This is a genomic window from Rhizobium sp. BK196, assembly GCF_014193255.1.
Taxonomy (GTDB): domain Bacteria; phylum Pseudomonadota; class Alphaproteobacteria; order Rhizobiales; family Rhizobiaceae; genus Rhizobium.
Genome location: NZ_JACHZB010000006.1, coordinates 215,775 through 238,573 on the forward strand (window position 1 = coordinate 215,775; position 22,799 = coordinate 238,573).

Below are 22,799 nucleotides of genomic sequence, written 5' to 3' on the forward strand. Positions count from 1 at the left end.
CGCGCTAGATGAAGCGCGACAGGAAGCTTCTGGTGCGCGGGTGCTGCGGGTTGCCGATCACCTCTTCCGGCTTGCCCTGTTCCACGACCTTACCGCCATCCATGAAGACGACGCGGTCGGCCGCTTCCCGCGCAAAGCCGATCTCATGAGTGACGACGATCATGGTCAGACCCTGATTTGCCAGATCCCGCATGGTGGCGAGAACCTCGCCGACCAGCTCGGGATCGAGTGCCGAGGTCGGCTCGTCGAAGAGCATCAGCTTCGGCTTGATGGCCAGCGCGCGGGCGATCGCCACGCGCTGCTGCTGGCCCCCGGAAAGCTGACGCGGATAGCTGTCGGCCTTGGCCGAAAGCCCGACCCGTTCGAGCAGCCCGAGCGCATTTTCGGTCGCGACCTTTCGACTTTCACCGTGTATGCCGACCGGCGCCTCGATGATGTTCTGCAGCGCCGTCATATGCGGGTAGAGATTGAACTGCTGGAACACCATGCCGATCTTGCGCCGCTGCAGGGCAATGGCATGGTTCGACAGCTGCAGCAGCCGGTCCTTGTGCAGGCGGTAGCCGATCTGTTCGCCGTCCACCTCGATCGAACCCTGATTGATGGATTCGAGGTGGTTGATACAGCGCAGGAACGTCGACTTGCCGGAGCCGGAGGGGCCAAGGACGACGACGACCTCGCCTGGCGCGACGTCGAGATCGATCCCCTTCAGGACTTCCAGATCTGCGAAGGACTTGTGGACATTGCGTGCCTTGACGAGAGGCTCGATAGTGGCGATCTCGTTCATGCGCCTGCCCCCGTAGCCTGCGCCATGACGGCCGCCTCCTTTGCAGGCTTGGCGGCGCCCGTGCGCCGATCGCCGCGACTGTAATAGCGCTCGATATAGGCCTGGCCGACATTCAGGACCGACGTGATGAGCAGGTACCAGAGCACGGCGACGAGCAGCATCGGCACGATCTCGAAGGTGCGGTTATAGATCGACTGCACCGAATAGAGGAGATCGGCCATGGCGATGACGCTGACGAGAGAGGTCGCCTTGATCATGCTGATCAGCTGGTTGCCGGTCGGCGGAACGATCGAGCGCATGGCCTGCGGAATGATGATGCGGCGAAGCGCGCGGATGCGCGTCATGCCGAAGGCTTCCGCCGTCTCGTACTGGCCCTTGTCTACCGAGAGGAGGCCACCGCGGATGATTTCCGCCATATAGGCGGACTCGTTGAGTGCGAGTCCGGCAATTGCAGCCGTCATCGGGCTGATCACCGAATTCGTATCCCAACTCATGAAAGTCGGGCCGAAGGGGATGCCGATCGACAGCGTCGGAAAGAGCGTCGAAAGATTGTACCAGAAGATCAGTTGCACCAGGAGCGGTGTTCCGCGGAAGAACCAGATGAACAGCGAGGCGAGCGAGCTCGCCAGCCGGTCGCTCGACATTCTCGCGACGGCCAGCACGAGGCCGAGAGCGATGCCGATGATCATCGCGACGACCGTCAGGCCGAGCGAGACGTAAAGGCCGCTGATGACGGTCGGGTCGAAGAAATAGTGTGCGACGACCGGCCAGCCGAAATTCTCGTTATGCGCGACCGACCAGGCGCAATAGGCGGCGATCGCAAGTGTGATCACCCAGGCTGCGACGCGGCTTTTGGGGAAGGGTTTGTGGGCGTGGGCCACATCCCTGCTTCTTGCATCGCCCTGGGGCGATGCAAGTGTTTGCGTTTGTGTGCTCATTTCGGAAGCGTCCCACCGAGGTTGATGCCGGGCTCCTTGATCATGTTGTTCTCAAGGCCCCACTTCTTCATGATCGCGGCATAGGTGCCGTTATCCATCAGCACCTTGACTGCGTCACGCAGGACCGCGCCGAGCGGCGACCCCTTCGCGACAACCGCGCCCTGATAGAGGTTCTCGAAGCCGTTCTTCTGTCCGACACCTGTCAGTTCCAGCTGGCCGTTGGCCTGCGACACGAAATAGGTGAGCGGCGCCTGGGAGGAGAAGAAGGCATCCGACCGCTTGGAGCGGACGGCCAGGATCGAGCTCGGCTGGTCGGTGAAAGACTGCACTTCGATGGCGCCCTTGCCATCGGTCTTGCACTTTTCGGCCTGCACCTGGATGACCTTTTCGGCCGAGCCGCCGGCCATGACGGCAATGCGGTTGCCGCAGGCCGTATCGAGCGAGGTGATGCCCTTCGGGTTGCCCTTCTGTACAGAGAAGACCACGAATTCCTGCACCCAGTCGACGAAATCATTGGATTCCTCGCGGCTCTTGAAGTCGCCGACGGGACCGAAGGCAAACTGGTAACGGCCGGAATTGACGCCGGCGAGCAGCGCCGGCAGCCCACCGACGGTCTCATGCTCGATCTTGACGCCGAGGATCTGACCGAGCGCATCGGTGAGATCGGCGCTCGCGCCGGTCATCTCGGTGCCCGTGACGATTTCATAGGGAGGAAACGAGCCATTGTTGACGGAGATCATCTTGCCGGACGTGCGGATCGCTTCGGGCAACTGCGCATGAAGCGCGTCGTTGACCGAAAGCTTGGGCAGGGCCGCATCTTCAGCGAAGGCCGTTCCCGAGATCATCACGCTCGTCAGAGCAAGGCATGCAATTTTCCTGATCGACATTGTTCATTTCCCCTGTTTGGTTCGAATTTATGCGTTTCGTGTTGCGCTCACCCGATACGGCTACCGTCCACATCGAAGGAGAAGAGCTCTTCCGGCGTCATCAGCTGTGGCAGTATGCCCTGGATGTGAAGCTCGTTGGCGAAATCGGCGATCATCTTGCGGTTGACCGCAAAGCCGCTGGCCTCCCAGCCGACCGGAAGCTCGGCCGCAGACTTCAAAAGCTCGTCCATCATGAAGGGCGAGGTGTCTGCGTATTTGCGGCGTTTGCTCAGCCACATCCGCTGCGATTCATCGATCAGCTTGCTGAGTTCTTCGATCACCCACGGGTTCTCAGCGACGATGCCCGCTTTGATGCCGATCAGATGCATTCCTGGAACATAGCCCACATCAGAGAAATATCGACGTTCGGCACTTCTGAAATCGGAAAGGACCTGCCGGAACGGCGATCCGCCGGAGAAATAGCCGTCAGGCATAAAAGGCGTGAAGATTGCATCAAGGAAGCCTTCCTTGAGCAGGTCGACCATGGGACGCTCACCGGGAGCCGCTTCGATGCGGCCGGGCCGGCCGAACCCGTCCAGACGATCGACGACCGGATGCGCTTGCGTCAGGCGGCCCGCATACCACATGGCATCTTCGACGCCGACGCCATCGCGGCGCAGCGCCGCTCTGGTCCAGGTGTTTCCGGAGTCGCGCCACCCAGTGACGCCGATACGCTTTCCGGCCAGCTGACCGAGTTCGGTGATGGGGCCGTCCTTGCGGGTGATGATGCAGCGGTGACGGAAGCCGCGCATGATGAAGTTCGGAATGCCGACGACACTCTCGTCGCCATCAATGCGTAGCTGCGTGTAGCGGCTGAAGGACATTTCCGCGACATCGTAATGATCGCTCTTGCCGAGATGCGAGAGCAATGTGCCGACGCGGTCGACCCTGATGTCAAGCTTGGGAGAGGAGACATCGCCGAGGACCAGAGGCGTCATGTAGTCCCAGTCACGCAGGGCAAGTCGCAGGCTAAGGGGCATCGGCATTCACTCGCAAAGACCTTGTTTTCAGAACAATTAAATGTTCAAAATTACCTGATCAAATGTTATTACGTTATTGAACATTAAAAGTGGCGATTAAATGAGCGATACTGTCGACGCGGCGTGGTTTGCCCAAAAATTGACCGATCGGACAATTCGAGGGATTGCGATTGAAACCAGTGCCTTGATCCGGGCCGGGACGCTTCCCGTCGGAACGAAGCTGCCGCCGATCCGTGATCTTGCCTTTGCGCTCGGGATCAGTCCGGCAACGATCTCAGAGGCCTGGAGCGAGCTGAGACGTCAGAAAATCATTAGCGGCAGGGGACGGAACGGCACATGGGTGAGCGGCGACCGTTTCGTGGCAAAGCCGGAACGGCTCGGCAGTTCCGGTCGTTACGGAGCCGACGTCCTCGACCTGACCGCGGCCGTGCCGGATATCAGGCTTTTGCCACAGCTTGCGAAAGCCACGGCTTACGGGGCGTCGGCGGAAAATCTCAACAGCTATGAGCGAAGCCGCATCCTTCCGGAACTTGAAGAGGTTGTCCGAAAAACCTGGCCATACGAGCCGGAGGCATTCCTGGCGACGAATGGGGGCTATAACGCGGTCTACACGCTCATCCAGGCGCTCGTCATGCCCGGTGCGGCCGTTGCAATCGAAGATCCGACCGCCATGCGGCTTCTTGATATCCTGGAGGACCGCGGCGTGCAGATCATTCCAGTCCAGTGCGATCGGGAAGGGCCGCTGCCTGCGTCTCTCCAAGCCGCAATGAAGCTGCGGCCAGTCGCCTTCATTTTCCAGCCGCGGCTTCATTCGGTGACCGGTCAGAACGTCAGCAGCGAGCGGTTGCAACGGCTTGGAGACATTCTCGACGGCACCGACACCTTGATCGTCGAGGATGACGGTGTGGCCGACATTTCCACGGCTACGCGTCATTCGCTCGGTGGCCGGTTTGCCGACCGGACAATCCACATCCTCTCCTATTCAAAGACGCATGGTCCGGATCTGAGGCTTGCCGTGCTTTCAAGCTCGCGGGCGATCGTCGAACAGATCCAGTCCTACCGCAGCTTCAGTGCCGGCTGGACAAGCCGCATCCTTCAGGCGGCCACGGCCTGGCTGCTGAGGGATCCTGTGACGGAAGCCTCGTTGCAACGCGCTCGCGACATCTATTTCCGGCGCCGGGCTGATCTGGTCGATGCCCTGAGCGAGCGTGGGATCGAAGCGCAGCATGGCAGCGGACTATGCGCCTGGGTACCGGTCGCATCCGAACCCTTCGCAATGGTCACGCTGGCGGCGCGAGGCATCGCGGTTCATCCCGGTGCGAAGTTTTCTATCTTGCCGAGCGCACATCTTCGCGTGGCGACGGCCATCCTATCTGATCGGGTAGACGAGGTGGCCGACTCGATCGCTCTTGCCGCGAGTCCAGCCTAGTCTTCGGCGTCCTGTGACTTTCGCATAGTCACTGGCGCATCAGCGGTAGGGCTGATCAGTGCAGCTCGATATTCATGTCCGAAAGCAGGGGCTCCAGACCGGGAACATCCGCATCCGTTGCCCTTCGCAGCTCGCGCGTGACCGCCGTCAATGCCGCCTCGAGAGACTGAGCGCTCGGTTCGATCTTCAAATCTTCAGCGACCGCTTTTGCATAGGTGATCATCCGAGCCAAAGCCATCAGCTCGTCAAGATTATCCATGGCTGCCGCCGATGCGTACAGGCGCTTTCCCGACCCTATGATCGACATATCGATTCTCCAGATTGCACAGACGACAATAAGGACAGTTCGGTACTTAAGTGCGTGAAAAACGCGTGAAACATCCTATGGGTGCAATCGGGTCTAAGCCTTTGAGCGGGCCAGTTGTTCTGCCCAAAGCGTTGTTTTTCTGAATTCCCAATGGCGATTTGTCGCCGCGCGCTGATCACGCGCGTTGCCAACAGCGTCGAGAAGAGCCAAGGCATCGATCCGTTTCTGATCGATTGCGTGGGTCTTCAGCATATTCAGCCAGTACTCCTCCTGCGACGGCGGTATTGCCGCACATGCACGAACGATGAGAGCCCAGCTTCTCTTCTTGAAGAAGAGATTTGCAGCGGTCTGTTCGAGGGCCAGGCGAAAGGCCTTGTCGAAGAGCTGCAGCCTTTCCATCTCGTCCAAAGTGCTTCTCACATTGACCATCGGCACGGTCAGCGGTTTGCCGCCCAGTTCCATCGGCTCGTACAGAAGCGCGACGTCAGCGTCGTCGACGACGGTTCTGCTGACATAGTCGTGGAAAATCCGGCCAACACCGATCATTCCGAACGCTTGGCATTCTGCGGCGCGCAAGGCGCCCATACTGGCGGCGCCTAGGACCGTGACACCGAGCGAGAGCGCAAAGAGAATCTCCTTATGCCAAACCGGCGCGGTGTTTTCAAAGCCGCCGTCGACCAGGCCTATGACGTTTGCGCCATCTTCCACCGCCCTTAGCACATCTCCCTGAACAGCGGGCGGCCGCAGAGCGATATCCGTCGCGGCGTGGCTTGCCGCGTCAGGTAAGCTCGGACCGACGAACACGACTTTCACGCGCGCATCGCCCTTGCAAGCGCACGGTGGCCGAAACGATGGAGCCTGTTGCCCGAGGGGTTCTCAAGATCGGGTATGAATATCTTCACCACCGAAAACGGCAGGTTTGCAGGCGTCAGGGGGAGGGCAATCACCGAGCCGATCCCGCTTTCGCGGAGTCTTGTCAGCAGCTTATGCAATAGGATGGATATGTTCTCGGCTGGTCTTGTGGCGGCTGCAGATCCAGAAGCGGGAACGGCAAGAAAGGCACTGCGGGTTTGTGCCGGAAGCGGCATCGCGAACAATTCGGGCCAGACATCGTCGCGGGCGCCACTGATATAGGTCAATCTCGATTGAAGCGCTTCCGTTACGGCGCGGATTGCCGCCCTCACGGCCCAGGGATGAGCGCCACTGCCGCCGGTGACCTCGACAAACCGGAGCGGCGCTTTTCCGTTGACGGCTGATGGGGCGACGAGCGCGGTATAGCAGGGGATATCGATATCGCTTGTGATATCGAAGAGTTTCAAAATGAGCCCGGCAGCTTCGATCCTGTCGATCAGGCCTGAGAGCGCGGCGTCGGCAAAACTTCTCGGATCGACGCAGCAGGCGTAGCGCTGGTCATCGCTGCCGATCTGCCACAGGACATGGGCATCACGCTCGATACGCTCCAGGATACCATGAAATATCGCCTCTTCCAGCGTGTTGCCCGAGGCCAGCCCATCCGACGACATCCAGAACCGGTTCTGCCGCGTTCGATCGAGGAGAGCGGCATCCTGCGGGACATGGATCGGCAGGTCGTGAAGCAACTCGGTTGCCAGGCTCCAGGTCAGTTCCTCGTCTTCGCCCACGACCTTCTCGCCGGCTGCGATCAGGCAATCGAGGGGCTCGGCGCGATCGCCCCGCCGCCGCAGGTCTCGTGCCGACGAAACCGTCGTGATCGTGGTGGGTTCGCCGGCCACCGCACGTTCCAGGGCCTCCATCGCCGCCGACGCTTTGGCGTCGATATCCTCAAGCCCCTTGCCCTGGGCGATGACAATGGAGCGGGAGTTTGGCGTGTAGGCGCACCAGACCGGAAGACCGACACAATCGAGATCGGTCTGTCGTGACAGGCGCGTGACCCCCATTTTCTCTAAATAGGGAGCAACGCGGGACAATGTATCCCGCGGCGTAATTGTTCGGTCGGAATAAAGATCGGAATGACCGGTCAGCGTCGCTCGCCTTCAGCCATCAACGTGACCGGAGAAGACCGCCTGCGCTGACGAGACAGCGATTGCGAAATCGACATTCTTGATCAAGGTGCCGCCAGCCTCGCGCTGCTTAACGGCTGCCGCCAGATCGGTGCCTGCAGGCACCTGCAGCGGTGTCACAGTCTTCGCATCGATATCCACGAGCCACAGCCCCTTATCGCCCGATACACCCAGTACAACAACTTTTGACATGAAATTCCCCTCAGCTTCGTGAAAATCCGGCCTTGAAAAGACCGTCCCGGTAAAGTTCCTTTTGCCATCGCTCCTTGAAAGGCACTAAGGCAAGCCATTTCTCGACCTCGAACGCGGGATTGAGAAGCTCGGCGCGGTGCCGATAAAACTGTGCCCGTTTTCGATCGCCGATCATCGCGCAACTGGCAGCTGCGATACGGTAGGCTGGTGCCTTGTCTTTCATCCGATCGACATAGGCAAGCGCCTCTTCGTAACGTTCAAGGAAGTAGCTCGCCCCAGCTGCACACCAGAGGTAAGCGTCGGGTGCTATCGGATTGAGCGAGATCGCTTTCCTGATCTTGTCGAGCGCATCTTGCGGCCGCGATGCGTGGACGAGTGTGTCAGCATGGCTGTAGATCACGTCGGCATAATGCGGGCTGAGGCTTTCGGCGAGGCCAAGTGCTGCAACACTGTCATCGACAGCACCCTGGTAAAGCTTCGTTACGCCAAGTTCCCGATGCCCGGCTGCCGATTCCGGATCTCTTTCTATCGCCCGAAGCGCTTGATCTTCCGCGCGCTGCAGCAGGGCGGGATCGCCTTGAGCAGTCAACAGCCACTCGCTGGTGAATGTTCGCGCCAAGCCTGTGAAAGCAGGGGCATAGTCGGGAGAAAAATGCAGCGCGTGCTTGAAGGATTTTCGTGCGCGCCTGATGTAAGGCAGGTTGAACTTGGTAAGCAGGCCGGCGCCGACAAGGTAGGAATGATAGGCCTCTGGCTCAGCCTCGTTGCGAAGACGAACGCTTTCGTTGCGCTTCAATTGTCCCGAAACGGCGTCGGCAAGCTTCTGGGCGATCAATCGCCTTTGCGTCGGCAGCGTTTCGAGCGCCATTTCAAATCGGGCTGCCCACAAAATCTCGTCGGTGGGGAAATAAATGAGTTGCGCATAAAGCCCCTCTCCGGAAAGCCGCGTGTCCAAAAGATAGGAAATCGAATGGCGTTGAACGACGGTGGCCTTGTCAGAGTCGCGCTGAATCTGCTCGGCTGTGTGAGGTGCGACGACGGATATGTTGCGCAGGGCACAAAGCTCGATCGTGACATCCTCGATGAGGGCGTCGGCAATTGCCGCCTCTCGTGTCAGGGCCGCTGCGCCCGGCGGCAGCAGCACAAGCCGCGGCGCTGACGGCCCGGTTAAGATTTGCGGCATGCTGTCTTGTTGCTGGGAAATGCGACTGCTTGGCATTGCCGCGACTCCGGCCACCTGGGGCCGGCGCGGCGAATGGTCGTCTGCCGTGCCACGAAGGATAGAGCGGATTTGTTCGTCACCGGGAAAGGCCTCAAGAAGTTGAAGCCCCGAGCGGCGCAGAAGCCGACGCTCCTCGTCATTGCGAATATGATCCGCAGCTCTGATGAAGATGTCTCTCAAGGTAAGCAGATGTAGCTGCCGCTCGCGCTCTATCCATCCATCGATTGCTCTGGTGGATGCACTGAGACCTGGAATGAAGCCGCGTTGCACGAGGTCGCCGACGGCCGCCAATTGCGCTACCGGCTGCTCTTCCTTTCGCAATATGTCGAGATCAACCGACAGAGCTTGCTTGTTCAAGGTGACGAAAGGCGGCCCGAAATTCAATATCTGTTCGTCGGATGTCGTGGTTGTGTCGCGAATGCGGGAAATCAGTTTCCGCAAATTGAGATCGGCAAGATGATCTCCTGTCTCGTTCCACAAGAACCGTGCAAGCTCTTGTCGGCTGCGTTGTTGATCCGGCGAACAATACAGGTAGGCGAGCATCACCAGGGCCTTGACCGGGTAGCGCATCGCCGCGCCCAGGTCGTCTGTCAGTCGCAACTCGCCAAAGGTCTGGAGGTGAAGCACGAAAGCTCTCAGGCGCCGGTTTCTGAATGAATGATGTCGTCGATCTCAGGGTGTGTGTCCCTGGCCAGGCTCTTGGCAAGGGCGACAAGCTTCTGCCGGATAGCCGGGCTTTCGATCGCCATGAAGGCGCGATTGAGGGCTTGGGCATCCTTCGATGCCAAAAATGCATTCACATCATCCCTGCCGTTGCTGACAAGGCTGTAGGTTGTCGGCTCGGTGTCGTCTTCGAAAAAGAACTGAACGGGGACGCCCAATGTCTCGGCGATGGATTGCAGTCGGCCCGCGCCAATGCGGTTTGTGCCTTTTTCATACTTCTGAATCTGCTGGAAGGTGACACCTATCCGTTCGGCAAGTCCGACCTGCGATAGCCTGAGCACCTTGCGGCGTGCTCGCACTCTGCTGCCGACATAGGCATCAATCGATGTGGGCGACTTGGCCTTCATGGCTGGAACCTCCGGTCACGGATGATCATTGCGAGGTTTGCGGCAAATTGCAACCGAAAGTAAATAATAATTTTCTTAGAGCGGTGCAGCGACATTAGTAACATTCTGCCGATATTCAGATTTTCTGCATCGAAAATTATTTGGTTTGTAATGCCCGAACAAGCGTATGAGAGTAAAGAACCGGTTTGGAAAGCAGAGAAGCTTAAAAAAACTTTCAATGGTTGCTTTCGGCACAAGGAACCAAAGTTTTCTTAAAGAATAAATGCGGAAGTTAGGTGCCTGCAGTTCACGCGTGGAAAAACACCATTTTGCTATTAGGCAATTTTCTGATTCGCCCAGGCAGCCTGTTGCTTGAGCATGGAAGGACAGCCCCTTCTACCGGCCCCAAACTTTGGGCGGGTGGGCCGGAGCGAGCCATCCCGAGCCAGTCGGATACCTTCCTGGTGCCTGCGCTGGCAACGCCGACAAATCGTCAGACCAGAGATGATTTTTCAGTCTCGATTTTCCTGACAGGTTGAGGTCCAGCGGCGGATTGATCACATCCTTGCCGGATATGGAAGAGACACTGTAGGGAAGGTTCCGCACGGAGGACGCCATGGGCAGGACAATCAAACGAGAAGCAGATCTACTCATCACCGATGAGAAAGAGCCGGTGAAGCGCAGGCTGCGGGAACGGGGTGCTGCGGAACGCCCGGTGGAACTCGACAATTTCCTGAACTTGCTTGCCCGCGTGATGCTGCATGCATCGGCTTCGACGATGGCGAGCTTCGTTGCGGGAAAAGTCTTTCAGAAGCTTGAACGCACGGGAACGCTGCGCGACAAGCGGCTCCACGAAACCGGAACCCCTGCCGGCCTCGAGGACGCTCTTCGAATCGCAATCGCTGCCCGAGACATACATGCCGAGATCGCGCAGAGCGTTTGGCGCCTCGCTGAATCGCTCCTATGGATCAGGGGCAGAAGCGGACCATTTGCCAGCCTGAATTTTGAGAAAGCGCATGCACACAGCGTGATCGTCGGCCCAGGCGGTCTGGAAGACCGGGCCGATATCCGGATTGGCCTCACATACATGGAACCCTACAGCCGTTTTCCGGATCACGTGCAGCGGTTTTCGCGAGCTTTCCTGTTGCTTTCCCCCTGCGAACTTTCGATAGCCGGAGAGAGCTGGTTTTCGACCGGAATAGGCGGCGTCTTTGCCGCTGAAGCGGGCCAATCATTTGCCATGCGCTGCACCACCACTCCGCTTCTCGCGGTCTGGTGCCATGTCGAAGAGATCGGAAGGTAAGCGGCAATAAATGCTTGGTCATCTGCCAAGAGGTGTTTCTCTGTGGCTGCGGCGCACCAGATATGAGTGAGGCCTGGCACATTGTTGGTGTCGGAAAGCCGCTCATTGAGGGAGACGTTTCATGACTGCACCGCATCCTCCTAGAACCCATATCGGCAATCATCGCCTGCATCCGGAAACTCAGATGCTGAACTATGGCTATGATCCGGAACTCTCCGAAGGCGCGGTCAAGCCGCCTGTCTTCCTGACATCCACCTTCGTTTTCAACTCCGCAGAAGACGGTCGCGATTTCTTCGATTACGTCTCGGGCCGAAAAGAGCCGCCGGAAGGCAAGGGGGCAGGCCTTGTCTATTCGCGCTTCAATCATCCAAACAGCGAGATCGTCGAAGACCGTCTGGCGGTCTACGAGCGAGCCGAGAGCGGCGCGGTGTTTTCATCGGGAATGTCCGCCATCGCGACGGTCCTGCTTGCTTTCGTCCGTCCGGGCGATGCCATCCTCCACTCACAGCCGCTCTATGGCGGAACGGAAACGTTGCTTGCGAAGACCTTCCTCAATTTTGGCGTTTCCGCCGTTGGTTTTGCCGATGGCGTCAGCGAAGCCTCGATCAAGGCCGCGGCCGAGGAGGCGATGACCAAGGGCCGTGTCTCGGTCATCCTCGTCGAGACGCCGGCAAACCCGACCAATAGTCTTGTCGACATCGCGATGATCCGCCGGATTGCCGATACGATCGGCCAGAAGCAAGGCCATACGCCTCTTGTCGCCTGCGATAACACGCTGCTCGGCCCGGTCTTCCAGCGCCCTATCGAGCATGGCGCAGACATTTCCCTCTATTCCCTGACCAAATATGTCGGCGGCCATTCGGATTTGATCGCCGGAGCAGCACTTGGAAGCCGAACACTGATTAAGCAGGTGAAAGCGCTTCGCGGCGCCATCGGCACGCAGCTCGATCCGCATTCATGCTGGATGCTCGGGCGTTCGCTCGAAACGCTGCAGATCCGCATGGAGCGCGCCGACAGCAATGCCAGGGCAGTGGCGGATTTCCTGAAACAGCATCCCAAGGTCGAGACGATTCATTACCTTCCATACAGCGATCCCGTCTCCGCCGTCGGCAGGACATTCGCAGCCCAGTGCAGCGGCGCCGGTTCGACATTCTCCTTCGATATAAAAGGCGGCCAGCCGGCCTCGTTCCGGTTTTTGAACGCGTTGAAAATCTTCAAGCTTGCCGTCAGCCTCGGCGGAACGGAATCCCTGGCATCGCATCCGGCAACCATGACGCATTCGGGTGTACCGGCCGAGGTGCGCCAGCGCATCGGCGTCCTAGATGCAACGATAAGGCTGTCGATCGGCATCGAACATCCAGACGACCTCATTGCCGATCTCACCCTGGCGCTCGATGCAGCATAAGCCTCGTCGTTCACCCGCAACCGTATCGGGCCGCGTAGCGCGGCCCGATATCAGCTCGGCTGAAGTGTTCGGGGTTCTGACGGGTCGGATCGTCTCGCAGCACTAACCGCGCAAGCTGTCGGGCCTTTCGATGAGGGCGTCGCCTGAGCCATCTGCGGCAGCTCTGCCACCCGACATCTTCCGCGCCAGGCGTTTGATCGTATCGCCGAGGTCGGCGATCAGGACGTGGCTTGCAGGAACGACGACAAGCGAAAGGATCGTTGAAATCATCAATCCGCCAATGACCGCGACCGCCATAGGCGCCCTGAACTCGCCGCCGATCTCGTGGCCGGATGCCGCCGGCACCATGCCGGCCACCATTGCCAGCGTGGTCATGACGATCGGGCGCAGCCGCTCGGCACAAGCTTCGATCGTCGCTTCGATACGTGACAGGCCCGATCGCTCAAGCTCGATTGCGAAATCGACAAGCATGATCGAATTCTTCACGACGATGCCCATCAGCATGAGGATTCCGATGACGACCGGCAGCGATACAGGATGGCCGGTGAGGATGAGGGAGGCAACCACACCTGAAAGTGCAAGCGGAAGTGGGGTTATGATCGTCAGCGGTGTAAGCGGGCTGCCGAACAGCAAGATGAGCACGACCACGACAAGGCTCAAGCCCGCCATCATGGCGAAGGCAAAACTCGTAAAAACGCTGTCCTTGGAATCGGAATCGCCGGTAGCCCGCATTTCGACTTCCGCTGGCAGCGCTCGGACGGCCGCCAAGTTCTTGAGCGTTGTGATGCCTTCGCCTTGCGTAATCCCTGCTGCAAGGTCCGCGCCGATTTCAACCCGACGCTGGCGTTCCATGCGATGGATAACGGACACGCTTTCACCTTCCTCCAGGCGTGCGACTGCCTCGAGCGGCACGAGGGTCCCCGATGACGTCACGACCCGCAACTGTCGCAGCTTCTCCGACCGGTCTATCCCGGCATCTTCAACGAGGGTGCGGACCGGGATCAACCTGCCGCTGTCCTTGAATGATGGCAGCCTGGAATCGGCATCGCCCAACGTCGCGATTCTGATTGCTGTCGCGACCTCTCTCGCACTGACGCCAAGATCGGCAGCCCGCGCCGCCGACACGACCACCCCGAGTTCCGGCTGGCGCGTCGCTTCCGACGAAGCCGGATTGACGAACATCGCATTGGAGCGCATTTCGGTCAGGATTGCGCGGGCGGCGCTCGACGCCTGCTCCCCATTGGCGCTGAGGATTGCGAACGACACATCCCGGCCGCCGCGGTCGTTGATGAATTCAAAGCGAAGGTCGGGAATGGCCTTCAATAGAGCCTCAACGCTTTCCTCGATTTGCTCAAGCCCAAGCTTGCGCTGGTTACGATCGGCAATGGACATCACGATGACCGACTTGCGGATGTCGCGCACGCCGTCGGACCCTGATCCGGCACGCACGAACACGGTCTTTATGTCGTCGATCTCCTTGAGGCGACGAGCAACCAGATCGCTCACCTCTTCATTGTCGGCAAGGGTCGAGCCTGGCGGCAGCTCGATCGAAATCGTCATCCGGCCGGTATCCTGCGTCGGCAGAAACGCGCTCGGCAGGAAACCGGCAAGCAGGATCGTCAGGGCAAAGAGGCCAGCCGCCAGCCCGGCTGTGATCCATCGCCATCTGATGGCCAAGCCGACAAGCCCACGATAACGTGCGACCAGACGCCCTTCCGCGTGCGCTTTGCTCGGCGACGTCAAGAAGTAGGCGGCTATCAGCGGAGTTACCAGGCGTGCGACGAGGAGCGAGAAGAAGACGGCGATTGCGACGGTCAGGCCGAACTGCCGGAAATATTGGCCTACTTCGCCGGGCATCATACCGACAGGGGCAAAGACGGCAATGATGGCGGCCGAGATCGCAATGACGGCAAGGCCGATCTCGTCGGAGGCGTCGATCGCAGCCTTGTAGGCGCTTTTACCGAGGCTTTTGTGGCGGACGATGTTCTCGATCTCGACGATGGAGTCGTCGACAAGAATTCCCGTCACCAGCGTGATCGCAAGCAGGCTCAGCATATTGAGCGAGAAGCCGGCCAGTTCCATGATCCAGAAGGTCGGGATTGCCGAAAGCGGCAGGCTGATGGCGGCAATGACGGTGGCGCGCCAGTCGCGCAGGAACAGGAAGACGACGACCACGGCAAGGATGGCTCCTTCGATCAGCGTGCTGCGGGCGGACAGAAAGTTGGCGACTGTCAGCGTGACGCTGTCGTCGACGATTTTGAACTCCGTTCCGGGCCTCGATCCGGCTATCTCCTCAAGGGCCGCGGCGACCTTTTCGGCAACGTCGACGTCTCCCGCGCCCGTCGCCTTGTAGACCGTAAAGCCGATCGCGGGCTCGCCGTCGACGCGCGCGAAATCCTGCCGCTTCTCCCTCGTGTCGGCAACCACAGCGATATCGGAGACAGAGATGCTCTTTCCCTGCGGCAAGGCAAGGCGAATAGCCCTGAGCTCGTCGAGGGTTGAAACGGCTGCCTTGGTCGCCACTGTCATGTCCTGCGCGTCGATACTGCCCCTCCCGGACGGCAGATTGAACTGGCTTGCGGCGATCTGATCGCTAACCGAAGCCGCCGTCAGGCCCAGAGGAGCAAGTCTTTCCGCCTTCAGGAGAACATGGATTTCCCGATTGACGGTGCCGACGAGTTCGACGCGGCCAATTCCGGCCAGTCCCTGGAGTTTTCTCACGACGACGTCGCTGATGAAGAAGGACAGATCTTCCGCCGACATCGAGCCGTTACGAGCCGAATAGGTGATGACCGGCTGATTTTCGGAATCGATCCTGTCGATAACAGGTTCATCGATGGCCGCCGGCAGTCGATCACGGATCTTCGTGACCGCGTCCCTGACGTCGGAGACGGCCCGGTCGACCGGCACGCCGATTTCAAACTCGACCTTGGTCTCCGATCGACCTTCCGAAATCGTGGACTCGATGTGCTTGATATCGGGAAGGGCTGCGACGCTATCCTCGATAAGCCTGGTGATCTGGATTTCGATCTGATCGGGTGCTGCCGCGGATTCTTCGACGGTCACACCGACTGCGGGGACGTTGATGGCTGGAAAATAGGTGATCGGCAGCGTTGCGTAGCTCTTCAGCCCGAGGCCCGTGAGGATGACGAACAGGAGGATGACAGGCAGCGGCGTGCGGATCGCCCATGCGGAGATGTTCATCGGATGACCTCAGTTGCCTTCGGAAACCGGGCTTGCATCGGTCTGCACCATGACTGGGACTGCCTTGTCGCCGGCCTCCATGAAGCCACCCGACTTTGTCACCACCAGGTCGCCTTCGTTGACGCCGGAGCGGATCTGAACGAAACCGGCTTGGCGAAAGCCGAGCGAAACCGGCTTTCGTTCGATGCTGCTGTCCTTGAGGATCTTGATCGATGGTTCCTCGCCGGAAGCGGCAATCGCCGAGGCGGGCAGGAATATGCTTTTGCTGCTTCCGATCTCGATACGTGCCGAAGCAAAGGCGCCGATCGGGGCCACCAATCCATGGGGCAGGGTGATCCGGGCGCGTCCGAGCCGTGTCCGGTCGGCAAGCGCCGGCGCGACGAAGCGGACGGCGCCTGTCAAACCATCACGGCCGTCGCCGAGAAAAACATGAGCGACGGCGCCGATGGGCACTACATCGAACTGGGCCTGCGGGATTTCCGCTTCCAGTTCGAGCCGGTCGTCATTTGCGATGATGAAGAGCTGCTCGCTAGATGAGGAGGCGGTCGCGCCGACCTTGGCGGATCGGTTGATGATCCGGCCTGTTACGGGAGCGACGATCCTCGTATAGCTCAGTCGCAATTCAATATCCTTGCGCGCAGCAGCGACGGTCTTGACGGCTGCTTCTGCCGATTGGACGGCCTGCCTGTTCGCCCGCACGCTCACCTCCGCTCGTGCGAACGCCTTTTGTCGCTGCTCAAGCGCTTCTTGCGACATCAGCCCCTTTGGAACGAGCTTCTGCGCGCGCGCAAGATCCGCCTCGGCCTCTTGCTGCGAGATTAAAGCATTGTCGAGCGCGCTTGAGGCTTGCCCGAGTTGTGCTGCCGCGCTTGCCGCCTGCGCGTCGTTTTGTATAAGCTCGACATCGATCCTCGACGTATCCAGTGTCGCAAGCACTTGTCCGCGGCTGACAAGATCGCCTTCTTCGGCGGCGATCGAGACTATCCGGGCTCCAGAGAGATCGGTGTTGACGAAGGTCGTTTCCATCGCAACGACCGTGCCGACGACGGAAACGCTCTGTTCGAAAACCTGGGCTCTCGCAGCGATAACCGACACCTTCGGCGCGCCCATGTCAGCGGCGAAAGCGTGGATTGGCAGCCCCGCGGTCGCAGACAGCAGGGCGATCGATACCAGGCGACCCGTTCTGGAGTTTTGGAGCGGTCCGTCGCCCGGCGACAGGCGGGGCGTGCGAGAGAGCGGCATGAAGGAGGTCATCTATTCATTCCCTGCGCGATTCTTGTTTGACTGCCGGATGTTCAGGGCCGCGGCGTCGGCGACCCCTCGGGTTTTGAACAGGATGCTTGGACCGGCCGAGGTCAGAACCGGTAACCCAGCATCAGCATGGTTTTGGACTGAACCTTTTCCTTGACGATCGGGCTGTCTGCCGCGTCCCCGACCAGAAAGCCCACGCTTTGCTCACCCCTGACCACCCAGTTTTCGTTGATCAGATAGGTGGCCGAGGCGGAGAGATCGACGCTCTTGATCCCAGCCCCAGCCTCGTGCTGCGCATGACCGGAGCGGGCGGACTGGGCAGCGTCGACACCGAAATAGGCGTCCATGTAATTGTCGTCCGCGAAGGTGGCGGAGGCCTCGGCGCCGAGGATGAGGTGCTCCGACAGCGGCTGCGAGATCGCCGCGCCGGCCGTTGCGAGCAGGCCCTCGCTTCCGCCGATCGTCTTGTCGACCGAGACGAAGAGACTGGCAGGGCCGAACGTGTAGGTGGCTTTGCCGCCGACAGTCACGCCAAAATCGATGTCACCCATACCGCGCAGCGTATCGGCATCGTCTTCATCACGGCCGGAGTCGTATCCGATATTGACGTCGAACCGGAAAGCATCCTTTTCGAAGGCCTTTATTTCGATGCCGGTTGGATCGATCGTGATCCGGTCAAAAAATTCGGCCGAGACAAAGGGGAAGGGTGAGACTTCAAACTCATCGCTTCCCTCATATTTTGGCTTGAAGGCTGCGCCGGCGCCGATGACCACGTGCCAATCGTGCAACGCCTGGCGAACCGGACCGAAACGCTCCGGGTCCGGCGCCGGTGCGGTTTCTTCGCCGCTTGCGAAGTCGGCCGTCTGGGCAGCACATGGGGATAAGAACAGCGACGCTACGGCGATGGAACGCAGCCGGGACCGATTGGCAATCACTTTTAGAGAGGTAGACATGAAAGCTCCGAGGTTAAACCGCGTGCTTCCCCCGACATCGACCTGGAAGCACGCCACGCTTCAGCAGTGCCATGCGCGATGGGCATGGCGTATTGGATGTTGTTAAGAATTGTTTCTGCCCGGGCCTGCCGTTCTATGCCTTTGAAACATTTCTTCACAATCTCGGGCGAGGACGATCCTCTCCGTCATGGTAAGGATGGGCCGAAGAACGGAGGTGGCGTGATTGAATGACGAGCGTACACGAGCGGCTGTCGAGCGGCCGAGGATATTGATCGTCGAGGACGATCGTCAGATCGCCGAAATGCTGCGCGACAGTCTTGTCGAGCAGGGCATGGATGCGGAGTTCGCGGGCGATGGCGCAGCGATGGACGCGAAGATGCGTGTCATGCCCTTCGATCTCGTTGTCCTCGATGTCATGCTGCCTGGCGAAGATGGCCTCAGTCTCTGCCGGCGCCTGCGTGTCGGCGGCGGCATCCCGATTCTGATGCTGACGTCCTTGAGCACCGACATCGATCGGATCGTCGGGCTGGAAATCGGCGCAGACGATTATGTCACCAAGCCCTTCGTTCTGCGTGAACTTCTGGCCCGGATCAAAGGCCTCCTGCGCCGGTCGGCATTGTCAGCGCAGAGGGAGGTAAGGCCGGCCCACAGGCTTTTGCGCTTCGATGGCTGGCGGATCGATCCTGCCCGGCGTCAGGTTCACGATCCGGACCAGGCCAGGATTGCCATGACGACCCATGAGTTCGATTTGCTTTTGGCCTTTTGCCGCAATGCCGGCCGGGTTTTGACCCGCGAGCAGCTGCTTGCGGTGACCCATGCCGGTCTTGCCGGCCCGATCGAGCGCAGCATCGATGTCCATATCAGCCGGCTCAGGCAGAAAATCGAGAAGGATCCTCGCGATCCGCTCCTCATCAAGACCGTCCGTCTCGGCGGCTACGTCTTTACTGCGCAGGTGGAAGAGGCTGATGTTTAATCGCCTGCGTCGTGTCACGATGACAGTCCGAGGTCAGATCACCATCATCATTCTGGTGGCGCTGGTGACGATTGTCACCATGGGCGATGCGGTGGAGCGGTGGGCCAGAGAAGATCTTGCCGCTCCGGATCTCGAAAACATCGCCGACAAGCTCAACGCTATCGCCGGGCTGCTTGGACCCGCCTCGCCTGAAGATCGGCAGATCATCCTCGCCAATGCACGTCGCGCCGGCTGGGAGATCGAACTCACGCCGACGGCGACCGCGAACCGGTTTACACAGTCTTCGAGCCGTCAGAGCTTCCTGGACATCGTCGCTGCCCGGTTGTTTCCGCCAGACAACGAGCCGCCATTGGGTGGCTGGCAAACCTTCCTCGATGACCGGCGCGTGATTGCCGCGCGCGTCGACGACGACACGATCGTCATCACCTCGGGCTTTCCGGATTCCATGCTGAGCAGTGCGTTCCTCGGACGCGGCCCCTATTACTTCGTCGCCTTCTTCGTATTGATCGGCTTTTTCTTCATATTCGCGATCAGGGTGATTACGGAACCCCTACAACGTATTGCCCACGTGGCGGCGGTGTCCGATATCACCAGCGGTTCTCCTGTCTTCGAGGAGAGGGGAACGGTCGAGATCGTTGCATTGGCCCGGGCATTGAACGGCATGCGCCGGCGGATCCGTCTGATGATCGAAGCCCGCACCCGCATGCTGCGCGGCATCGGTCACGATCTGCGCACGCCGCTGACGCGGCTGAAGCTGCGTGTGGAGCGGATGGGGGAGAGCGGCCAGAAGGACGCCCTGCTGTCCGACATCGATCGGATCGAGAACCTGCTCGTCGAGAGCCTGAATTATCTTCGAAACGACTATGCGACCGAGGCGATCGAACTCGTTGACGTCGCAAGCATCCTGCAGACGGTCTGCAGCGAGTTTGCCGATATCGGCCACGCCGTCCGATACAATGGCCCGAACAGGCTTCTTGCCAGATGCCGACCGCTTTCCATCACCCGCGCAATCACCAATCTTTGCGATAACGCCGTTAAATTTGCAGGCAGGGCCGAGGTGACGATGGCCGAACGGCCGGAAACCGTACTGATCATTGTCGACGATGATGGCCCGGGCATTCCGCAGGAGCTTCGAGAGCGGGTACTGGAGCCTTTCTTCAAATCGGACCAGTCTCGCGCCGGAGGTGGCTTCGGCCTCGGTCTGTCGATCGTCGCAGACATTATTCAATCCCACCAGGGCACCTTGGAACTGCGCCAGCGCAGTCCGCACGGTCTCAGCGTTGCCGTGGCGATACCAAAATGAAAGGGCGAGCGGCCGGCTGGCTTTCGAAGGTTCTGCAGATCTTCACAGTGCGAAAGCAATCGCAGCCGGTACTCCAGGCAATCTCGTAGTCCCGCCTACCATTATCCCGCCGGCCGGGCTTCTTTGCCAGCATCTGATACGAACGCCATGATAAGAACCAGTCTTTAGCAGACGCGCCGGCAACGGTTCCACCTAAAGGCGTGGGAAATGCGCGCGCAGCCATTGCCCTTCGCGCGCGCAGCGCCATCTGACTGTTCCTGGCAGCAGTTTCACAGGGAGAGGCAGATGGCATCGAACGAGGACCGCATCAGGCAGCGCGCTTACGAGATCTGGGAGCAGGAAGGTAGGCCAGACGGCGAGGACCTGAAGCATTGGCTTCAGGCCTTTCAGGAAATCGCCGCCAACATCGAGGCGGATGGCCAGTCTGCCAAGAAGCCTCGCGCGCAAAAGACTGCGACGGCAGAGGCTCCGGTGAAGCCCAAAGGCGCTGCGAAGGCCAAGGGCGGTGCCCAGAGCGCTCCGACGACGACCCCACCCCCGAAGCCCACCAAGGCATCCCGGAGTGTCACCAGGCACTGACACGACCTGGGAAGTGATAGGCCGATCCGAAGTGCGCATAATGCGTTTGTGCTGACCACTTCCGGGAAAGAGTGCTTGCACTTGCGCTTGCCGTGGCTTGTCGTTTCGAATTCAGTTTGAACGATGAACCTGTTCCTGTGGCGCATTGCATTCGCCAAATCGTTACGATGGCGAAGCGAAATCGGCAGTCAGCACCGCGTCCTTCAGGGCCCGGGAGTATGCGTGCTGCGGATTGTCGAGGACCCTGCGTGCCTCGCCCTGTTCGACGATCTCGCCTTTGCGCATGATGATGATGCGGTCGCTGATATAATAAGCGGTGGCAAGATCATGGGTGATGTAGACGATCGAAAGCCCAAGCTCATGTTTCAATTGTTCGAAGAGATTGACGATTGCCATGCGCAGTGACGCATCGACCATGGATACCGGCTCGTCGGCGATCAGTAGGCGTGGCTGCGGGATCAGGGCACGAGCGATTGCAGCCCGCTGTAGCTGACCACCGGAGAGTTCATGCGGAAACCGGCCTTTTACCTCTTCAAGACTGAGGCCGACGTGATGGAGAGCCTGGTCGGCCAGCCGTTCGATCTGCTGCCGATCCGGCTTGGCCCCGCCAACCGAAAAGTTCCGCGCAGTTTCGAAAAGGTAGCGATCGACGCGCTTGAGCGGGTTGAAGGCTTCGAATGGGTTCTGCAGGACTGGCTGCACTTCCCTCATGAAGGCGCGGCGCTCGGCCTTGCCGTGAAGAGCGACCGCTTTCTCGCGGAATTGGAGTTCGCCTTGCGTGGGCGCCGTCTGTCCGAGGATCATCGCTGCGATCGTTGATTTTCCGGAACCCGATTCTCCGACGATGGAGAGAATCTCTGGCTCGCTGCCGATTTCAAAGCTGACATCCTTGACCGCCACGATCTGCCGCCGGCCAAGCATGCCGCCCTGACGGTAGATCTTCGTGACATGAGAGAGAGTGAGAAGAGCGTTCAAGCCTGATCTCCCGTCACCGCAAAGCAAGCCACTCGCCGATCCGGCTCAACTGTGATCATCGGTGGGACCTTCTGCGAGCAGATGTCCATTCGCTTCGGACAGCGCGGATGAAACCGGCAGCCGTCGGGCGGCATGGCAAGGTTCGGCGGGCGTCCCTCGAGCGAAGGCCGGGCCTTCGCATCACCGATGCTTGGCAGGCTGGCCACCAGATGCTGCGTGTAAGGGTGCAGCGGCAGGGCGAAGAGCTTGCGGGTCGGCGCTTCCTCGACGAGGCGACCGGCGTAGACGATGCCGACGCGGTCTGAAACCGTCGCATGCACACCCATGTCATGGGTGACGAACAAGAAGGAAGAGCCTATCTCGCGCTGGATTTCGCCGATCATCGACAGAACGTCACGCTGGACGATGACGTCGAGCGCCGTCGTCGGCTCGTCGGCAATGATGAATTCGGGTGTCAGGATCGTCGCAAGCGCGATCGTCATACGTTGGCGCATGCCGCCGGAGAGCTCGTGCGGATAGGCTTCGAGCAGATGCGGATCAAGCTTCAGTCTCTCAAGATGCGATCCGACTTTTGTGAAGAACTCATTCTTGCCGACCTTCATGTGACGGAAGGCGAAATCGGTAAAGGAGTGATGGATGCGCCGAACCGGGTTCAGCACATTCATCGATGCCTGCATGATATAGGACAGGTGCAGCCAGCGAAGCGCCATACGTTCGTCCGGCGTCATCGCATACATGTCCTGCGTGCCACCGCCAAAATGGAAGACCACCTTGCCCGATACGACCTTGAGCGGTGGCCGGATGGCGCCGGCAATCGTCTTGATCAAGGTTGTCTTGCCACTGCTGGATTCGCCGGCGATCCCATAGATCTCACCGCGCCGGATCGTCAGGGTAATGTCGTCGACGGCGCGCACCTCCCGGTCGACGCCGTAAAGGAAGGCGCGGTAATAGGCTTTCAGGTTCTGGACTTCGACCAAAGCATCCATG

At 59.7% G+C, this 22,799-nt stretch carries 21 protein-coding genes; 6 read left to right on the plus strand and 15 right to left on the minus strand.

Features of this window, described 5'->3' with window-relative positions; all coding sequences use genetic code 11:
• Nucleotides 1-4: 4 nt before the first annotated feature.
• Genes FHT78_RS20430 through FHT78_RS20445 form a run of 4 tightly spaced genes read right to left on the minus strand, consistent with a single transcriptional unit; the run spans nucleotide 5 to nucleotide 3,628 of the window.
• Entirely contained in the window at nucleotides 5-784 is a 780-nt protein-coding gene (locus FHT78_RS20430) for an amino acid ABC transporter ATP-binding protein (RefSeq protein WP_183748083.1), read from the minus strand.
• Nucleotides 781-1,722, minus strand: a complete 942-nt coding sequence (locus FHT78_RS20435) for an amino acid ABC transporter permease (RefSeq protein ID WP_183748084.1) — start codon at nucleotides 1,720-1,722, stop codon at nucleotides 781-783. The genes FHT78_RS20430 and FHT78_RS20435 overlap by 4 nt, the downstream gene beginning before the upstream one ends.
• Nucleotides 1,719-2,609: an ABC transporter substrate-binding protein gene (locus FHT78_RS20440; RefSeq protein ID WP_183748085.1), complete on the minus strand. Its 891-nt coding sequence runs from the start codon at nucleotides 2,607-2,609 to the stop codon at nucleotides 1,719-1,721. Before FHT78_RS20440 ends, FHT78_RS20435 begins: the two co-directional genes overlap by 4 nt.
• A gap of 47 nt (nucleotides 2,610-2,656) precedes the next feature.
• A complete protein-coding gene (locus FHT78_RS20445; RefSeq protein ID WP_183748374.1) occupies nucleotides 2,657-3,628 on the minus strand; it encodes a nitrate ABC transporter substrate-binding protein in 972 nt (323 codons plus the stop codon).
• Between the two features lie 100 nt (nucleotides 3,629-3,728).
• Here FHT78_RS20445 and FHT78_RS20450 point away from each other — a divergent pair, with 100 nt between their 5' ends.
• Nucleotides 3,729-5,057, plus strand: coding sequence for an aminotransferase class I/II-fold pyridoxal phosphate-dependent enzyme (locus FHT78_RS20450; protein ID WP_183748086.1), 1,329 nt, complete (start codon nucleotides 3,729-3,731; stop codon nucleotides 5,055-5,057).
• A gap of 55 nt (nucleotides 5,058-5,112) precedes the next feature.
• Here the strand turns inward: FHT78_RS20450 and FHT78_RS20455 are convergent, their stop codons facing one another.
• From FHT78_RS20455 to FHT78_RS20480, 6 genes are all read right to left on the minus strand, one after another.
• A complete protein-coding gene (locus FHT78_RS20455; protein ID WP_183748087.1) occupies nucleotides 5,113-5,316 on the minus strand; it encodes a hypothetical protein in 204 nt (67 codons plus the stop codon).
• A gap of 141 nt (nucleotides 5,317-5,457) precedes the next feature.
• Complete coding sequence (locus FHT78_RS20460; RefSeq protein WP_183748088.1) at nucleotides 5,458-6,177, minus strand: TfuA-like protein; 720 nt, start codon at nucleotides 6,175-6,177, stop codon at nucleotides 5,458-5,460.
• Nucleotides 6,174-7,328, minus strand: coding sequence for a YcaO-like family protein (locus tag FHT78_RS20465; protein WP_183748376.1), 1,155 nt, complete (start codon nucleotides 7,326-7,328; stop codon nucleotides 6,174-6,176). The genes FHT78_RS20460 and FHT78_RS20465 overlap by 4 nt, the downstream gene beginning before the upstream one ends.
• Nucleotides 7,329-7,376: 48 nt before the next feature.
• The gene (locus FHT78_RS20470) at nucleotides 7,377-7,595 is read right to left on the minus strand and encodes a hypothetical protein (RefSeq protein WP_183748089.1); all 219 of its coding nucleotides are present in this window, start codon (nucleotides 7,593-7,595) and stop codon (nucleotides 7,377-7,379) included.
• A 10-nt stretch (nucleotides 7,596-7,605) separates the two neighbouring features.
• Nucleotides 7,606-9,444 carry a peptide antibiotic resistance protein gene (locus tag FHT78_RS20475; protein WP_183748090.1) on the minus strand — a complete coding sequence of 613 codons (1,839 nt, stop codon included), beginning with the start codon at nucleotides 9,442-9,444 and terminating at the stop codon, nucleotides 7,606-7,608.
• Between the two features lie 8 nt (nucleotides 9,445-9,452).
• The gene (locus tag FHT78_RS20480) at nucleotides 9,453-9,887 is read right to left on the minus strand and encodes a helix-turn-helix transcriptional regulator (protein ID WP_183748092.1); all 435 of its coding nucleotides are present in this window, start codon (nucleotides 9,885-9,887) and stop codon (nucleotides 9,453-9,455) included.
• A gap of 595 nt (nucleotides 9,888-10,482) precedes the next feature.
• Here FHT78_RS20480 and FHT78_RS20485 point away from each other — a divergent pair.
• Both FHT78_RS20485 and FHT78_RS20490 read left to right on the plus strand, forming a co-directional pair.
• Entirely contained in the window at nucleotides 10,483-11,169 is a 687-nt protein-coding gene (locus tag FHT78_RS20485; RefSeq protein WP_183748094.1) for a dimethylsulfonioproprionate lyase family protein, read from the plus strand.
• A gap of 121 nt (nucleotides 11,170-11,290) precedes the next feature.
• Nucleotides 11,291-12,574, plus strand: a complete 1,284-nt coding sequence (locus tag FHT78_RS20490; RefSeq protein WP_183748096.1) for a cystathionine gamma-synthase family protein — start codon at nucleotides 11,291-11,293, stop codon at nucleotides 12,572-12,574.
• 102 nt (nucleotides 12,575-12,676) lie between these two features.
• On the opposite strand, the gene FHT78_RS20495 is transcribed toward FHT78_RS20490, so the two are convergent.
• The 3 genes from FHT78_RS20495 to FHT78_RS20505 all read right to left on the minus strand — a co-directional run bounded on the left by FHT78_RS20495 (nucleotide 12,677) and on the right by FHT78_RS20505 (nucleotide 17,982).
• Nucleotides 12,677-15,778 carry an efflux RND transporter permease subunit gene (locus FHT78_RS20495; protein ID WP_183748098.1) on the minus strand — a complete coding sequence of 1,034 codons (3,102 nt, stop codon included), beginning with the start codon at nucleotides 15,776-15,778 and terminating at the stop codon, nucleotides 12,677-12,679.
• 9 nt (nucleotides 15,779-15,787) lie between these two features.
• Nucleotides 15,788-17,032 carry an efflux RND transporter periplasmic adaptor subunit gene (locus FHT78_RS20500; protein WP_183748100.1) on the minus strand — a complete coding sequence of 415 codons (1,245 nt, stop codon included), beginning with the start codon at nucleotides 17,030-17,032 and terminating at the stop codon, nucleotides 15,788-15,790.
• Between the two features lie 101 nt (nucleotides 17,033-17,133).
• A complete protein-coding gene (locus FHT78_RS20505; RefSeq protein ID WP_183748102.1) occupies nucleotides 17,134-17,982 on the minus strand; it encodes a MipA/OmpV family protein in 849 nt (282 codons plus the stop codon).
• A 223-nt stretch (nucleotides 17,983-18,205) separates the two neighbouring features.
• On the opposite strand from FHT78_RS20505, the gene FHT78_RS20510 reads away from it, so the two are divergent.
• The 3 genes from FHT78_RS20510 (at nucleotide 18,206) to FHT78_RS20520 (ending at nucleotide 20,837) form a co-directional block, all read left to right on the plus strand.
• On the plus strand, nucleotides 18,206-18,955 hold the full coding sequence (locus FHT78_RS20510; protein ID WP_183748104.1) for a response regulator transcription factor: 750 nt from the start codon (nucleotides 18,206-18,208) through the stop codon (nucleotides 18,953-18,955).
• A complete protein-coding gene (locus tag FHT78_RS20515) occupies nucleotides 18,948-20,258 on the plus strand; it encodes an ATP-binding protein (protein ID WP_183748106.1) in 1,311 nt (436 codons plus the stop codon). The genes FHT78_RS20510 and FHT78_RS20515 overlap by 8 nt, the downstream gene beginning before the upstream one ends.
• A 285-nt stretch (nucleotides 20,259-20,543) precedes the next feature.
• Nucleotides 20,544-20,837: a DUF2934 domain-containing protein gene (locus FHT78_RS20520; RefSeq protein WP_183748108.1), complete on the plus strand. Its 294-nt coding sequence runs from the start codon at nucleotides 20,544-20,546 to the stop codon at nucleotides 20,835-20,837.
• A 162-nt stretch (nucleotides 20,838-20,999) separates the two neighbouring features.
• On the opposite strand, the gene FHT78_RS20525 is transcribed toward FHT78_RS20520, so the two are convergent.
• Both FHT78_RS20525 and FHT78_RS20530 read right to left on the minus strand, forming a co-directional pair.
• The gene (locus FHT78_RS20525) at nucleotides 21,000-21,812 is read right to left on the minus strand and encodes an ABC transporter ATP-binding protein (protein ID WP_183748110.1); all 813 of its coding nucleotides are present in this window, start codon (nucleotides 21,810-21,812) and stop codon (nucleotides 21,000-21,002) included.
• Nucleotides 21,809-22,798 (minus strand): ABC transporter ATP-binding protein, encoded by a 990-nt coding sequence (locus tag FHT78_RS20530; RefSeq protein WP_183748112.1) that lies wholly within the window; start codon nucleotides 22,796-22,798, stop codon nucleotides 21,809-21,811. The genes FHT78_RS20525 and FHT78_RS20530 overlap by 4 nt, the downstream gene beginning before the upstream one ends.
• Nucleotide 22,799 lies beyond the last annotated feature (1 nt).